At 60.4% G+C, this 15,558-nt stretch carries 13 protein-coding genes and 1 pseudogene; 8 read left to right on the top strand and 6 right to left on the bottom strand.

All coding sequences use genetic code 11. The features are described from left to right. Window positions 1-49 precede the first annotated feature (49 nt). From gyrB to dnaA, 6 genes and pseudogenes are all read right to left on the bottom strand, one after another. Window positions 50-2,128, bottom strand: coding sequence for a DNA topoisomerase (ATP-hydrolyzing) subunit B (gene gyrB, locus ACFUOZ_RS08460; protein ID WP_377546742.1), 2,079 nt, complete (start codon window positions 2,126-2,128; stop codon window positions 50-52). A gap of 338 nt (window positions 2,129-2,466) precedes the next feature. Continuing rightward, window positions 2,467-3,021, bottom strand: coding sequence for a DUF721 domain-containing protein (locus tag ACFUOZ_RS08455; protein ID WP_377546740.1), 555 nt, complete (start codon window positions 3,019-3,021; stop codon window positions 2,467-2,469). After that, a complete protein-coding gene (gene recF, locus ACFUOZ_RS08450) occupies window positions 3,008-4,201 on the bottom strand; it encodes a DNA replication/repair protein RecF (protein WP_377546737.1) in 1,194 nt (397 codons plus the stop codon). Before recF ends, ACFUOZ_RS08455 begins: the two co-directional genes overlap by 14 nt. A gap of 23 nt (window positions 4,202-4,224) precedes the next feature. Continuing rightward, a pseudogene (gene gnd, locus ACFUOZ_RS08445) lies at window positions 4,225-5,136 on the bottom strand (phosphogluconate dehydrogenase (NAD(+)-dependent, decarboxylating)); the annotation flags it as partial. Window positions 5,137-5,151: 15 nt separating this feature from the next. After that, a complete protein-coding gene (dnaN, locus tag ACFUOZ_RS08440) occupies window positions 5,152-6,276 on the bottom strand; it encodes a DNA polymerase III subunit beta (protein WP_377546734.1) in 1,125 nt (374 codons plus the stop codon). Between the two features lie 565 nt (window positions 6,277-6,841). Further along, window positions 6,842-8,260, bottom strand: a complete 1,419-nt coding sequence (dnaA, locus tag ACFUOZ_RS08435) for a chromosomal replication initiator protein DnaA (protein WP_262276682.1) — start codon at window positions 8,258-8,260, stop codon at window positions 6,842-6,844. 464 nt (window positions 8,261-8,724) lie between these two features. On the opposite strand from dnaA, the gene rpmH reads away from it, so the two are divergent. The 8 genes from rpmH to ACFUOZ_RS08395 all read left to right on the top strand — a co-directional run bounded on the left by rpmH (window position 8,725) and on the right by ACFUOZ_RS08395 (window position 14,381). Next, window positions 8,725-8,862 carry a 50S ribosomal protein L34 gene (gene rpmH, locus ACFUOZ_RS08430; protein WP_011776797.1) on the top strand — a complete coding sequence of 46 codons (138 nt, stop codon included), beginning with the start codon at window positions 8,725-8,727 and terminating at the stop codon, window positions 8,860-8,862. Window positions 8,863-8,903: 41 nt separating this feature from the next. Next, on the top strand, window positions 8,904-9,314 hold the full coding sequence (gene rnpA, locus ACFUOZ_RS08425; protein WP_377546730.1) for a ribonuclease P protein component: 411 nt from the start codon (window positions 8,904-8,906) through the stop codon (window positions 9,312-9,314). Window position 9,315: 1 nt separating this feature from the next. Further along, the gene (yidD, locus tag ACFUOZ_RS08420) at window positions 9,316-9,729 is read left to right on the top strand and encodes a membrane protein insertion efficiency factor YidD (protein WP_377546958.1); all 414 of its coding nucleotides are present in this window, start codon (window positions 9,316-9,318) and stop codon (window positions 9,727-9,729) included. 16 nt (window positions 9,730-9,745) lie between these two features. After that, window positions 9,746-10,729, top strand: coding sequence for a membrane protein insertase YidC (gene yidC / locus ACFUOZ_RS08415; RefSeq protein ID WP_377546727.1), 984 nt, complete (start codon window positions 9,746-9,748; stop codon window positions 10,727-10,729). Next, on the top strand, window positions 10,729-11,280 hold the full coding sequence (locus tag ACFUOZ_RS08410; protein ID WP_144660266.1) for a R3H domain-containing nucleic acid-binding protein: 552 nt from the start codon (window positions 10,729-10,731) through the stop codon (window positions 11,278-11,280). The genes yidC and ACFUOZ_RS08410 overlap by 1 nt, the downstream gene beginning before the upstream one ends. A 5-nt stretch (window positions 11,281-11,285) precedes the next feature. Then, complete coding sequence (rsmG, locus tag ACFUOZ_RS08405) at window positions 11,286-11,936, top strand: 16S rRNA (guanine(527)-N(7))-methyltransferase RsmG (RefSeq protein WP_377546723.1); 651 nt, start codon at window positions 11,286-11,288, stop codon at window positions 11,934-11,936. Between the two features lie 129 nt (window positions 11,937-12,065). After that, window positions 12,066-13,079 (top strand): ParA family protein, encoded by a 1,014-nt coding sequence (locus ACFUOZ_RS08400; protein WP_377546721.1) that lies wholly within the window; start codon window positions 12,066-12,068, stop codon window positions 13,077-13,079. A 66-nt stretch (window positions 13,080-13,145) separates the two neighbouring features. Next, window positions 13,146-14,381 (top strand): ParB/RepB/Spo0J family partition protein, encoded by a 1,236-nt coding sequence (locus ACFUOZ_RS08395; protein ID WP_377546719.1) that lies wholly within the window; start codon window positions 13,146-13,148, stop codon window positions 14,379-14,381. The last annotated feature ends 1,177 nt before the right edge of the window (window positions 14,382-15,558 follow it).

Raw genomic sequence — 15,558 nt, 5'->3', positions numbered from 1 at the left:
CGTTTCAGGTATATGTCAGTTCTGGAATATTTTGCGTCCTGGATGGACCCTAGATATCGAGGAACCTGACGTCCTTGGCGTTCTGCTGGATGAAGTTACGGCGAGACTCAACGTCCTCGCCCATCAGCACGGAGAAGGTCTGGTCGGCAGCCAAGGCGTCGTCCATTGTGACCTGCAGGAGGGTCCGGCGTTCCGGGTCCATGGTGGTGTCCCACAGCTCGGTGTAGTCCATCTCGCCGAGACCCTTGTACCGCTGGATTCCGTTGTCCTTGGGGAGGCGCTTGTTCATCGCGGCACCCTTGCGGATGGTTTCGTCGCGCTCACGGTCGCTGTAGACGTAGTCGTGCGCCGCGTTGGACCACTTGATCCTGTACAGCGGCGGCTGGGCCAGGTAGACATAGCCGTTTTCAATGAGAGGCCGCATGTAGCGGAACAGCAGTGTCATCAGCAAAGTGGTGATGTGCTGGCCGTCAACGTCGGCATCTGCCATCAGCACGATCTTGTGGTACCGCAACTTGGCGATATCAAAGTCCTCGCCAATGCCCGTACCGAAGGCGGTGATCATGGACTGGACTTCAGCGTTTCCCAAGGCCTTGTCCAGGCGGGCGCGCTCCACGTTGAGGATCTTGCCTCGCAGCGGAAGAATCGCCTGGGTTTCGGGGTTGCGGCCACGCTTGGCGGAACCGCCGGCCGAGTCACCCTCCACAAGGTAGACCTCGCAGCGCGAGGGATCCTTGGATGAGCAGTCAGACAGCTTGCCTGGCATGCCGAACGACTCCAGTGGGCTCTTCCGGCGTGCGTTGTCGCGGGCCTTCCGGGCCGCCATGCGTGCCTGGGCAGCCGAAATCGCCTTGCGGATGACGTCGCGGGCGGGGCCAGGGTTGCGCTCGAGCCAGTCACCGAGCTGGTCGGTGACAACGCGCTGCACAAAGCCCTTGACCTCGGAGTTGCCCAGCTTGGTTTTGGTCTGGCCTTCGAACTGCGGTTCGGAAAGCTTTACCGAGATCACCGCGGTCAGGCCCTCGCGGATGTCGTCACCGGTGAGGTTGTCTTCCTTTTCCTTGATGATGCTTTTCTCCCGCGCGTAGCGGTTGATCAGCGAAGTCATCGCGGCGCGGAAGCCTTCTTCGTGCGTTCCACCCTCGTGGGTGTTGATGGTGTTCGCGTAGGTGTGGACGCTTTCCGAATATGCCGTGGTCCACTGCATGGCAACCTCGACGGCGATGTGCCGCTCGGTGTCTTCGGTTTCGAAGGCGATGACATCCTCGTGGACGATCTCGACCTTCTTGTTGGAGTTGAGGTGCTTGACGTAGTCCAGCAGGCCGTCCGGGTATTCGTACACCACCGTGCGGTGCTCGGCTGCAACTTCGCCTTCGGTCGCGACGGCGTCCAGGTCCAGGTCGTCGTCGCCGTCGCGGGCTGCCGGCCGCTCGTCGGTCAGCGTGATCTTCAGGCCCTTGTTGAGGAAGGCCATCTGCTGGAAGCGGGCGCGGAGCGTTTCGAAATCGAATTCGGTGGACTCGAAGATGGTGCCATCCGGGTAGAAGGTCTGCGAGGTACCGGTTGCCTCGGTTGCTTCACCCTTGACGAGCTCGCCCTGCGGCTTGCCGCCGTCGGCGAAGGACATGCGCCATACGTGGCCCTGACGGCGGACTTCGGTGTCCACACGGCGGGAAAGGGCGTTGACCACGGAGATACCAACACCGTGGAGACCACCGGAAACGGCGTATCCGCCACCACCGAATTTGCCGCCGGCGTGCAGGATGGTCATGACTACCTCAACCGTGGGCTTTCCCTCGGTGGGGTGGATATCCACGGGAATGCCGCGGCCGTCGTCGACCACCCGGACACCGCCGTCAGCACGGAGCGTTACTTCTATGTGGCTGCAATAGCCGGCCAAAGCCTCGTCAACAGAGTTGTCCACTACTTCATAGACCAAGTGGTGCAGGCCGCGGGGCCCGGTTGAACCGATGTACATGCCGGGGCGTTTGCGCACGGCTTCGAGGCCTTCCAGCACGGTGATATCGCTGGCACCATACTCCCTCGGCGCCTCTGTGGGCGTGTCGGGAGTGGGAACAGTCTCCTCTTCGGGCTCTACTGCCAAGGTCTCTGCATTGTCGTTAGCCACAGGCGCTTTCGACTCCTCTGTACTCGATGTCGGCCGTTCCCGAAGTTTGCGCGCGGCGAACCGCGGCCGCCAACGGGCACGTGACTGATTGCGCCGATGAGTAAGACGACGGGGTTCCCAAGGGCCACAAGAGTGGATTCAGGATCCGGCGACGTTTCACCGGCGCTCAGTGATCTACGCCAATTCTATCGTGGAAACACGTGAATCCTTGCAAATACAGGGGCAGCCCACAGCTGAATATGCCGCTGGGAGGCCGCTGGCCCTATCTGCAATGGCCCTGCGGAGGTCCCGATGGGGGCCTATACGGCCCAGGGGCGTTGAAACGCCCTGCACGCCGTTCAGCCGTACGTATCCCGGGGTCCCCGGCCGTTGACGCTGCGGCCACCTTTCCGCCAACTTGGTGCGGACGGCCCGAGGACCTGGATGCTGGTAACCACGCCTTCACCCAGTTCGTTGCGGAACAGTTCCAGCAGGCTGGTACTCAGCAACCGCAGCTGCGTCGCCCACGCTGTCGAATCGCAGCGGACATGAAGAGTTGTGTCGGTAAAGCTCTCCGGTGTGCAGTGGGCGGAGATGTCCGGACCCACCAAGGTGTCCCATTCCGCCATGACGGAACCAACGGCAACAGGTGAAGTCCAGCCGCGTTCCGCTACGAGGCGCCCTACGACCTTGCCCAGCCCCAAAGGATCCCGGCCGCTGCCATGAAACTGGGAGAAGCCCCGGGTATCCCGCAGTCCTTTGCGCTTGGGGGCCGATCCTGGCCGGGGAGCACGTTGCCTCACTTCGCCGCGGGCCGCAGCGGCCTCCCGCATGCGGTTCAGCGCCGCTTGGGCAGCATCGATTTCGTCCGGTTCGCGGCCCGGTTGGAGTCCGTCGGGACTATCCTTCGCCATCGATGCCTCCCGGAACAACGGTTACGCGCCGTCCGGCCAGCTCCTCGGGGATATCGGCGTCGACGGCGGCAGTCACCAGAACCTGCTCGGCACCGGCGACTATTGCTGCCAGTTTACGCCGGCGCTGGACGTCCAATTCAGCAAAAACGTCGTCCAGGATGAGGATCGGAGCAGTGCCGCCAGTGCGGGCATCGTCCAGCATCACGTAATAGGAAGCCAGGCGCAACGACAGACACATGGACCACGTTTCGCCGTGGGACGCATAGCCCTTGGCCGGAGCTTGCCCCAAGGTAAGCTCCAGTTCGTCGCGGTGCGGGCCCACCAGCGAAATGCCCCGTTCCAGTTCCTTTTTCCTCGACGCCGCAAACGCCTGCACGTAGCGTTCGGTGAGTTCGTCAACGGACAGCAGCCGGAGATCCTCGTACGACGCCGGTGGTTCTGTTCCGCTGTTGGCCGGACCGCCGTCGTCGTCGAGAATGTCCTGGATGGTGGAGCGGTAAACCGCGCCGGCATCCTTGGACCCGTCCGTGAGCTGCGCGTAAGCGCTGTTCAAGTGCGGACGAAGCCGTTCCACCAATTCGAGCCGCGCGTGCAACAGTTCGGCGCCGGCCCGGGCCATGTGCTGGTCCCACACATCCAGGGTTGCTTCATGGCCCGCAGTGAACTTGCCCGTGCGGGCCGACTTCAGGAGCGCATTGCGCTGCTTCAATACGCGGTCGTAGTCGCTGCGGGTGGCAGCATGCCGGGGCACCAGGCTGACCAGCAATTCATCAAGGAAACGTCGGCGATTCGAAGGATCGCCCTTCACCAGGGCAAGGTCCTCAGGGGCGAACAGCACAGTGTGGCAGATGCCCAAGATGTCGCGCGCCCGAACCGGATTTCCGCGGTTGATGCGTCCGCGGTTGGCACGACCCGCGTTGATTTCCAACTCGATGACTGTGGATTGTTCACCACGGACCAACCTGGCCCGGATCATGGCGCGCTCGGTACCAAAGCGAAGCAGCGGAGCGTCCGTGCTCACACGGTGGGAACTAAGCGTGGCCAAGTATCCGATGGCCTCCATCAGGTTGGTCTTGCCAATCCCGTTGGAACCCACCAGGACCGTTACACCAGGACCAAGCTTCAAATCCACCTGTGCGTAGCTGCGGAAATCCGTCAGTGAAAGATGTTCGAGGTACACGCCGTTTGCAGGACTCCTGCGGCCTAGTTGGCCGGACGGGTGGCGTGTCCGCCGAACTGGTGACGCAGCGCCGAAACCATTTTCATGGCCGGCGAGTTGTCCTCGCGCGAAGCAAAGCGTGCGAAGAGCGCGGCCGTGATGGCCGGTGCCGGTACGGCGTTGGCAATCGCTTCTTCCACTGTCCAACGTCCCTCTCCGGAGTCTTCAACGTAGTCGTCGATGGACGCCAGGCCGGGGTCTTCGTCGAGTGCCTTGACCATGAGGTCGAGGAGCCAGGACCGGACTACTGTTCCCTTTTGCCATGCACGGAAGGTTCCCGGAAGATCCTTGACGATGTCCTTGGCAGCCAGGAGTTCGTAGCCTTCGGCATAGGCCTGCATGAGGCCGTACTCGATGCCGTTGTGGACCATCTTGGCGTAATGGCCGGCGCCGACGCCGCCAACATGGACGAAACTGTCTGCCCGGTCGCCTTCGGGACGGAGTGCGTCGAAGATCGGCATCGCGAGTTCGATGTCTTCTTCGGCTCCACCGGCCATGAGGCCGTAACCGTTTTGGAGACCCCAGACACCGCCGGAAACGCCGCAGTCAGCGAACCGGATGCCCTTCCCGGCAAGCGCGGCCGCATGCTTTTGGTCCTCGGTGAACCGCGAGTTTCCGCCGTCGATCACCATATCGCCGGGGCTGAGTTTCTCCCCGAGTTCCGTCACAACGGCATCAGTGATCTCGCCTGAAGGAACCATGACCCACACGATTCGCGGAGCCGGCAGTGCAGCAATCAGCTCCTCCACCGAAGCAACATCGGTGACATCCGGGTTGCGGTCGAAGCCTGTGACCTCGATGCCGCCCTTGCGCATGCGTTCGCGCATGTTGAAACCCATTTTTCCAAGGCCGATCAAACCGATGTGCACAGTGTGGACTCTTTTCTGCGAAAGCGGGTGGGTATGTGCCGATTAGTTGGGAAGGCGGACCGGCATCACGAGGTAGCGGTAGTCATCCTGGTCTTCGCCATCAGCCTCTGCCTGCGCCGTGATCATGGCCGGCTTGGGTGCCGTGGTGAAGGAGAAGCGAACGTACTTGGTCTCAATGACGCTCAAGCCTTCAACGAGGTAGTGCGGATTGAAGGCCACGGTGATGTCATCTCCGGAGAGCTGCGCTTCAAGTTCCTCGGAAGCCTGTGCGTCTTCGCCGGTACCGGCGTCCAGGTTCAGCAGACCCTGGGTGAAGGCAAGCCGGACAGGGGTGTTGCGTTCGGCAACCAGCGAAACTCGGCGTACGGCTTCAACGAGTTCCTGGGTTTGGACCGTTGCATGGATTGGGGTGGAGTCCGGGAAGAGCGAACGGATTTTCGGGTAGTCGCCGTCCACGAGAAGTGACGTGGTGGTTCGTCCGCCGCTCTCGAAACCGATGAGCCGGCTGTCGTCGTCCGCGAGGGCCAGGTTGATGTCACCGCTGCCACCCAAGGTCTTGGCAACTTCGTTCAGGGTCTTGGACTTCACCAGTGCGCTGGTGGAAATACCCGGGGTTACGGGCTTCCAAGGGACTTCGCGCATGGCCAGGCGGTAACGGTCGGTGGCGAGGAGCGTGATGAGGTCGTCTTCGATCTCCATGCGAACACCGGTCAGGATCGGAAGGGTGTCGTCTTTGCTCGCCGCGATGATGACCTGGGAAACGGCCTGGGCAAAGGCGTCGCCGGGCAACGTACCGCTGATGGCTGGAAGGGCAGGCAAGGCCGGGTATTCAGATTCCGGCATGGTGGCAAGGTGAAAGCTGCTTCGACGGCACGTGAGGGTGACTTTGCTTCCATCGGTTTCAACTTCGACCGGTGCGGAAGGCAAACTCCGGCAGATGTCTGCCAAAAGACGGCCGGAAACCAGGATCGTGCCCTCGACGGTGATGTCTGCCGGGATTTCCAAGCGTGCCGAAGTCTCGTAATCGAAGCTCGAGAGGCTTACGGTTCCTGCCTCGGCTTTGAGGAGTAGGCCGGAAAGCACGGGTACGGGCGGCCGCGGAGACAACGACCGCGCGGTCCACGTAACGGCTTCTGCCAGGACGTCGCGGTCGACTCTGAACTTCACGGAGGGGTGCCGCCTTTCATTGCTGCTGCCATGTAGTAGCCGCGGATCCCTGCTTGGAACCCGCTGAATCTTCGCAGTCCGGCATCGGAACCTGCATGGTCCGCACTGAGCGAACTACAAACAAGACCCAAGGATGGGAGCGCTGCTGACAGCTTAGCCGGAAGATCCGCGATTAACCCATCCCCGTTTGCCCGGACCTGTCCTATGTGGACAGCCGCAAGGCTGGCCTTGCCTGGCTGTTGGCCTGGTCCGGTGGGTGGTGGATCGAGATTGTTATTTGAGGGATTTCAATTTTTTGTGATTCGTAGTGTTAATAACTGCTGTGGAAACTGTGGATAACCCCATCCTGAGGCTCAGATCCGCGGTTAAGCCCTGTTCATGGACTGTGCGTTAACTGGGTTTTAAACAGGGTGTGGATGGGGACAACTCCGAAGCCGGTTTTTAACGATCCACAGACGCCTTAAGGGTTTTAAGCCCATTAACCGCGCTTGTCCCCTTAAGTATCCACAGGCTTATCCACATGCACCTGTTAATAAGGTATGTAGTGGCGGTCGCGGTGTGGATTTCAGGAGTCGCGTTGCTGCTGCTTGATGCGGTTGGTGAGCTCGGTGACCTGGTTGTAAATCACACGGCGCTCCGCCATCAGCTCGCGGATCTTCCGGTCGGCGTGGATCACGGTCGTGTGGTCACGCCCACCAAGCTCCTGGCCGATCTTCGGAAGAGACATGTCCGTGAGCTCACGGCAGAGGTACATGGCGATCTGGCGGGCCGTGACCAGGGTGCGCGTCCGGGACTTGCTGCAGAGTTCTTCCATGCTGAGCTTGAAGTAGTCGGCGGTCTGGTCAAGGATCTGCTTCGCCGTGATTTCCTGGGCACCGTCGTCGGTAATCAGGTCCTTGAGGACCATCTCGGCAAGGGCCACGTCCACCGGTTGGCGGTTCAGGCTCGCAAAGGCCGTGACGCGGATCAGCGCGCCTTCAAGTTCACGGATGTTGCTGGAGATCTTGGAGGCGATGTACTCCAAAGCGTCGTCAGGTGCGGACAGGCCTTCGCTGAGGCCTTTCTTGCGGAGAATGGCGATCCGCGTCTCGAGTTCCGGCGGCTGGATGTCGGTCAGGAGGCCCCATTCGAAGCGGGAGGTCATGCGGTCCTCGAAGCCGGCCAGCATCTTGGGAGGCTGGTCCGAGGTGATGACTACCTGCTTGTTGGCGTTGTGCAGGGCGTTGAACGTGTGGAAGAACTCTTCCTGCGTCCGGTCCTTGCCCGCCAGGAACTGGATGTCATCGATCAGGAGGACATCAACATTCCGGTACGTGGTCTTGAAGCTGGTTCCCTCATCGTCACGGATGGAGTTGATGAAGTCGTTGGTGAATTCTTCCGAGTTCACGTAGCGGACCCGGATGCCGCTGTAGAGCCTGCGGGCATAGTGTCCGATGGCGTGCAGCAGGTGGGTCTTCCCCAGACCTGAATCGCCATAGATGAACAAGGGGTTGTAGGCCTTGGCCGGCGCTTCTGCCACAGCGACCGCTGCCGCGTGTGCGAACCGGTTCGATGAACCGATCACGAAGGTGTCGAAGATGTACTTCGGGTTCAGGCGGCCGAACTCATGCGAGGTGCTCGGCGGCGTCGGCTGCGGCTTCGGTTCCGGAAAGTCAGGAACGGCGGAAAGCTCGACGGCGGGTTCCGGCTCGGCATGGACGGGCACCAGATCGGTATCGACGTCGATTGCACAGCGGATGTCGTCAGAGAAGACATTGCGGAGGGCGTCATCCAAAGCATCCTTGACCTGCGTCTGGAGAACCTCGCGGGTGAGCTCGTTAGGGACGGCCACCAGGAGGGTTGAGCCGATGAGGCCTTGGGCCTGGGCGAGAATGACGAAACCACGCTGTCGGGGAGTTACACGGTCGTCCTGTTCCAGGAGGCTCAGCACCCTGCGCCAGGAACTTCCGACAGTGTTGGCGTGGTTGGCTTCGTCTACTGTCATCAATCAGTTCCTAAATACTTGCTTGCCGGCGTTGCTCGCAGCCGAGGTGTCTCCGGCGGGCGCAGGTCTGGCGGAAATCCACAGAGTTATGCACAGCGGGTGGAAAATGGGCTACTGAGCCACTCTAGGGGATGGAATCGCCAGAAGATAGCTGGGAAGTTGCCTGTGGATAATTACATGGATGTGGTTCGTGAAACGGGCCTGTGAGCCACTTCATCCACAGCCTTCCAGTCGGCTTTGAACACATCTGTGGATAGCCGCGCCATCTGTTCCCAGTTTGACTGTGGCCGCCTTTTTGCCCTAACGTTGTGAAGTCCTTTGTGTCCGCTTTTGAGATCAGTTGTAACCCCGTACGTTCACCGTGCGGAAGGCAACGGCGGCAGGCACATACAAAACTTAGCGTCGGCCAGTTCTTCCCCTTTTTGATCGGGTGGGCGCACCTTTGATCCACTGGAGTAACTAACGTGAGCAAGCGGACTTTTCAGCCGAATAACCGCCGTCGGGCCAAGAAGCACGGCTTCCGCCTTCGTATGCGCACCCGTGCCGGCCGCGCCATCCTGGCTGCCCGTCGCGGCAAGGGCCGCGTCGAACTGTCGGCCTAAATAACTGACTTGTCGGTCAGTGTCTCTTTACAGGTTCGACGGTGCTAGCCACCCCTAACCGTCTGCGGACGTCTACCGACTTTTCAACAACTGTACGTTCCGGCGTCCGCAATGGACGCCGGAACTTAGTGTTATATACGGCTCCTATCGGGGCCGGTGAGCCGAGTCGAATCGGTTTCATTGTCTCCAAAGCCGTCGGGAACGCCGTGACCAGGAACCTCGTTAAGAGGAGACTGAGAGAAGCAGGCGCACTTTCCCTGCATACGCATGGAACGGGCTTTGCGGTCGTGGTCCGGGCGTTGCCCGCAGCCGCACATGCGAGCTGGGAGCAGTTGCTCTCGGACTACAACGCCGCACTGGCAGTGACGACGAAGCGATTGGGTGTCTCGGTTCCGCCCAAGGCTTCGACCGAACACAACGGCACCACAACGGAAGGGACACCGCGTGCATGACATGAGCACCGCCGTCGTTCCTTCCTATGGTGATGCTTCCGGGAAGGTTCCCCAGCGGAGCCTTTCGGCAGCGGTCGGTACCTTCCTTTGGGAGCTGCCCCGCAACATCCTCATCATCTTGCTGAAGACCTACCGCAAGGTGATCTCACCCCTGTACGGCCAGGTTTGCCGCTTCTTTCCCTCCTGCTCGGCATATGCCCTGGAAGCAGTGACGGTGCACGGCGCCGTGAAGGGCAGCTGGCTTGCAGCCAAGAGGCTCGCCAAATGCCACCCTTGGAACGCCGGCGGAGTGGACCATGTCCCCGCCGGCCATCGTCATTGGCCCGAAGGCCGGACGCCCACAATTGTTGTACTGAACAACCCGGACCAGTTCCTGGCTGCTCAGGCTGATGAAGAAGGCCGCACGGCGGCCTGACGAATAGGGATATCGTATGGACTTCTTTGAAACAATCATGTTTCCGTTCAAGTGGCTGGTGTCGATCATCATGGTCGGCTTCCACGAGGGACTGAGCTTCATTGGCCTGCCCGCCGCGAACGGCTGGACGTGGACCCTGTCCATCATTGGCCTGGTGCTGGTTATCCGTGCCGCCCTGATTCCCGTGTTCGTCAAGCAGATCAAGGCACAGCGCGGAATGCAGCTGCTGCAGCCGGACCTGAAGAAGCTGCAGACCAAGTACAAGGGCAAGACCGATCAGCTCTCCCGCCAGGCCATGGCACAGGAGCAGATGGCCCTGTACAAGAAGCACGGAACCAACCCGTTCTCGGCCTGTTTGCCGATGCTGATCCAGATGCCGTTCTTCTTCGCACTGTTCCAGGTGTTGTCGGGTATTTCCAACAACGCCAAGGCCGGTCAGGGCATTGGTGCCATGAGCCATGAGCAGGTTGTGCAATTTGATCAGTCGAGCATCTTCGGCGCCCCGCTGTCCGCGTCCTTGCTTCACGGAGACCCGAGTGGCGGCAATAGCGCCGTTGCCGTCTGGATTCTGAGCATCATCATGATTCTCGCCATGACGGCCTCGCAGTTCATCACCCAGAAGCAGATCATGGCCAAGAACATGTCCGAAGAGGCCATGGCCAGCCCGTTCATGCGCCAGCAGAAGATGATGCTCTACATCCTGCCGCTCGTCTTCGGTATTGGTGGCATCAACTTCCCGATCGGTGTCCTCATCTACTGGACCACCACCAACCTCTGGACCATGGGCCAGCAGTTCTTCGTCATCCGCCGCATGCCGACTCCGGGATCCCCCGCAGCGAAGGCTCTTGAAGAGCGCCGCGCAGCCAAGGGACTGCCCCCGCTGCTGGGCGGCAAGAAGGCTGCGGAGGCCGCCGCTGAAGCCGAAGCTGCTGCCGCTGCAGCCGCAGAAATCCGGGCACAGCGCGTCCAGCCCCAACGTAAGAACAGGAAGAAGAAGTAATGTCTGCCGAGAGCACTGAAGAAGTTATTGCCGCTGTGACTGAAGAGCAGGAAGACTCCCAGGAAGAGACGCAATCCAAGACGGCAAGCCGTCTGGAAGAGGAAGGCGACATCGCAGCCGACTACCTCGAAGAGCTTCTTGATATCGCCGACATCGACGGTGATATCGACATCGAGGTCCGCAACGGCCGTACCTACATCTCCATTGGTACCGATGAAGAGTCGGCTGCCCTGGACAGCCTGGTTGGACGCGACGGTGAAGTCCTTGAGGCCCTCCAGGAACTGGCCCGCCTGTCGGTTCTCTCGGCGACGGAGAACCGCTCACGCCTGGTTCTGGACATCAACGGCTACCGAAAAGAGCGCGCAGGCGTCCTGCAGCAGATCGCCGAAGACGCCGTGGCAAAGGTCAAGGCCGACGGCGGCACCGTGGCCTTGGAGCCGATGAGCGCTTACGAGCGCAAGATCGTTCACGACGCCGTTGCTGACCTCGGTTTTGTCTCCGAGTCCGAAGGCGAAGGCGCCGGCCGCCACATCGTCGTTTCGGCTGACTAGAGCCCATGGTCGAAATCACCGCAGCTGAACTGACAGCGGCAGAGAAGATTTTTGGTGAGCGCCTGGATCTGGCCAAGCGCTACGTTGAACACCTGGCGACCTCAGGCACGGAACGTGGCCTGATTGGCCCGCGGGAGATCCCGCGGCTCTGGAGCAGGCACGTCCTGAACTGTGCGGTCATCGAGTCCGCGATCGCCAGGAACAGCCATGTTGCCGACGTCGGTTCCGGCGCCGGACTTCCTGGCCTGTGCCTCGCCATTGCGCGTCCGGATCTTGAACTGACGTTGATTGAACCCCTGGAACGCCGGGTCATCTGGCTCCAGGAAGTAGTGGACGACCTCGGTCTGGACAACGTGACGGTCATGCGGACCCGTGCCGAGTTGGCTGTCGGAATGGTTGACGCGGACGTCGTCACTGCCCGTGCCGTGTCAGCCCTGACCAACCTCGCCGGTTTGACGATTCCCCTGCTCAACGGCAAGGGCGAAGTGGTGGCCATCAAGGGCCGCAGCGCCGGTGAAGAGATCGAGAAGGCCGCCAAGGTCATCCGGAAGCTCGGCGGAGTGGAAACTTCCGTTGTCGTGTGCGGACAAGAGCTGTTGGAGGAACCCACCACTGTGGTGAGGATTATCGTCAACAAGGCCGGAAAGACGGCGTAGATCCCGTTTGGTTTCCAGCGTGTCGGCGACTGAGCGGTTAGGCTAGAGAACGGCAGCAAGCGCCGAATGAGAGTGAGAGTGTGACCAGTGGGCAGTAGTGAAACCTCCACGCAACGAATCCCCCCGTTTATGTCTTTGGGGTCCGCGCGGGCTATGGCTACACCCTCTTCGTCTCTGCAGTCCGCGATTGTGCGCACTGATCCGGTTGCAAACGCCTCAGTTTCACGTGAAACCGCTTCGGATGGAGTGCAGAACGTCATGGATTCCATCGATGATTCCAGTCCTATTGCACGCCAGCTCGCCAACGAAACACGCCGTCGTGAGCGCCTGATCGGTCGTGAGCTCCCCAAGCCTGAAGCGACCCGGATCTTCACCGTCTCCAACCAAAAGGGTGGTGTTGGCAAGACGACCACGACGGTGAATATTGCTGCCGCCTTGGCTTCCGCTGGGCTCAACGTGCTTGTGATCGATATCGATCCCCAGGGCAACGCATCCACCGCGCTGGGTATTGAGCACCACGCTGATGTAGACAGCATCTACGACGTCCTCATCAACGACCTCCCGCTGAAGGAAGTCGTGGCACCTTGCCCTGACATTCCTAACCTCATTTGCGCACCTGCAACCATTCATTTGGCCGGCGCAGAGATCGAACTCGTTTCGCTGGTGGCGCGCGAGCAAAGGCTCCGCCGCGCTATCGATGTGTACGCCAAGGAACGGGAAAAGAACGGTGAAGGGCGCTTGGACTTCATCTTCATCGACTGCCCGCCCAGCCTTGGCCTGCTCACGGTGAACGCGTTCTGTGCAGCCAGTGAGGTGCTCATCCCCATCCAGTGCGAGTACTACGCTCTTGAAGGTTTGAGCCAGCTCCTTAAGAACATTGAGATGATTCAGAAGCACCTCAATGCAGACCTGGTTGTTTCAACGATTCTCCTAACGATGTACGACGGCAGGACAAACCTTGCCGCGCAGGTCGCATCAGAGGTCCGCCAACACTTCCCCCAGCAGGTTTTGAGTGCTGTAGTCCCTCGCTCGGTTCGTATCTCCGAAGCGCCGAGCTACCAGCAGACTGTTATGACTTACGATCCTTCATCGAGCGGCGCGCTGTCCTACATGGAAGCCGCAGCCGAAATCGCTGAACGCTAGAATTCTTGAAACACAGCAACAGCCTGGGCCAGTCCGTGCTCGGCTCTTCCACGGAGGGATGAATCAATGAGCGAAAAGCGGAGGGGCCTCGGCAGGGGTCTTGGGGCTCTCATTCCTAGCTCGGCTGCGGCCCAGGGAAATGGCGCCGCCCCGTCTCGTCCTGTGGATCTGTTTTTCCCGGAAGCGCGAAAGGCCGCTGAACCGACAGTCGATGCTGCCCGCGAGGACGCGTCAGCCGTTGAAAGTCCCTCCCCGTCCGGTTCTTCCTCCTCGGCATCCAAGAAGGCACCTGCGGCGAGGACATCTACCAAGGCTCCATCTGCAAAGACTCCGGCCACCAAGTCCAGCGCTCAGCGCTCCGCTTCCACCAAGGCGCCGGAAGCAGACCAGCCGAAGACCGCTTCGGTGGCTGACGTACAGACGCCGCCAGCCGTGGCCGAAGCTCCGGCGACTCCGCAAGTCAATGACGTTGAGCTCGTGGAGGTACCGGGCGCCCGCTTTGCCGAGATTCCGGTTGGCGACATTCACCCGAACCGCAAGCAGCCCCGCTCAGTCTTCGATGAGGACGACATGGCGGAGCTTGTACACAGTGTGCGGGAAATCGGCGTTCTTCAGCCAATTGTCGTACGTACTTCAACCGAAAAGGGTGGAGAACCGTACGAGCTCGTCATGGGTGAGCGTCGTTGGCGGGCAGTACAGGCCGCTGGGCTGGAAACCATCCCTGCTATCGTCCGTGACACCACCGACGACGACCTGCTTCGTGACGCGTTGCTGGAGAACCTGCACCGCAGCCAGCTGAACCCTCTGGAAGAGGCGGCAGCCTACCAACAGCTGCTTGAAGACTTCGGAACAACCCACGAGCAACTGGCCGATCGCATTGGCCGTTCGCGTCCCCAGGTCTCCAATACACTTCGCCTGCTGAAGCTTCCGCCGTTGGTGCAGCGCAGGGTTGCAGCCGGAGTCCTCTCTGCTGGCCATGCCCGGGCACTCTTGGCGCTCCCTGATGCTGCTGCTATGGAGCGCTTGGCTCAGCGCATTGTCGCTGAGGGCATGTCCGTACGGGCTACGGAAGAGGCTGTGACTCTGTACCAGGACCCCACCACTCCTGCAAAGAACAGCATTCCCAAGCCGAACGCGCGCCACGAGCGGCTGGATTATCTTGCTTCGTCGCTTTCTGATCGTCTGGACACGAACGTAAAGATTACTCTGGGTGCCCGTAAGGGGCGAGTGAGCATCGAGTTCGCCAGTGTTGAGGACCTGAACCGCATCATGAACGTTCTCGGCCCTGGCGCTGAGGACTGACCTGCTCCGAGTTCCAGCATTTGTATAAGGGATCCGTTCTTTGGAGCGGATCCCTTTTCGCTGCCGGATGCACACGCGGCGAGCAATTTCCTTATCTGGGGCATTCATGCCCGACGGTTTCACGTGAAACGTTGGCAAATGTTGGAGAAGGTCCCGTTGATCGCCGATCCGGGGGGTAATTGGGGATGCCATGTAACGCGGCAGGTTCAGCCGGCACCGTACGTGCCTCTCTTGCCTACCAGCATCAAATGCGCGCTGGTTATCTGTCGCAAAGTCGCGTCAAACAGTCCCAGCTCACGCCGCACGTTAGGCCGGGTATCGTGCTGCTGTTCGGGTCTTGGCCATTTCCTGGTTCTTCTGAGCTGTTGAATCGTGCCCATGAGCGCGATTTCTCTTGCGGCATTGCCGATACAGCCCTAGTTTGGGGTCCTTTGATGGGCTTAGGGCTACAAGGTAGAGAGCTCGTGGACGTTGCCCAGGACCGAGGAACGTTTCACGTGAAACACGAATGGAGGACGGGCACCAATAGTTCGGGATCCAAATGGTCCGGCAGTCGGTGGTCAGCCCCCCGATCTCTATGTTTTGACCTCACGGAAGGGTGCCCTGCGCATGTGATTGCCGAAGAGGCGCAGACGCAGACACCGATGCCAACACGGACATACTCCTCGACGCGGCAACAAGACGTAGATGAGTAGCTCTGATGATGGTCGAGACAGGCCTGACGAGCAGGCGATATGGTCGACCCCGGGCAATGGTGAGAGTATCGGGACCAACCTGCCCAAGCAGCGGTTCTTCTTCCCAAGTGTCCGCGTCTTGCGTGCGTTTCACGTGAAACACTAAACACTAAAACACTCAGCTCGCGTCGCAAGAGACTACCGGCATGCCACGGCCGCGCCCTGTGACGCTAGGGCGGCAGCCCTAGCAGGCCCAAACGGCCGTAGATCATTGGAGTTCGGATACTGCAGTCCACCTGGAGTGCCGAAGGGATCGTGGCATGCGAGTAGGGATTCGGGTCGGATTCCGGCAAATCCTTGTGCAGTGGAGGACGGTTCGTTGCGGCTAGCCGACTCGCGTGGGAGCGTGGTTCACGTGAAACCGGAAGAACGTGGCTGTTAATCAATCCGAAAGAAACTCAGAACCCACTTCCTAATTGCGACGGCTCTAATCGGCATTTCCC

The organism is Paenarthrobacter sp. NPDC057355, assembly GCF_042667405.1.
GTDB lineage: Bacteria > Actinomycetota > Actinomycetes > Actinomycetales > Micrococcaceae > Arthrobacter.
This window is presented reverse-complemented; position numbering and strand designations above follow the sequence as displayed.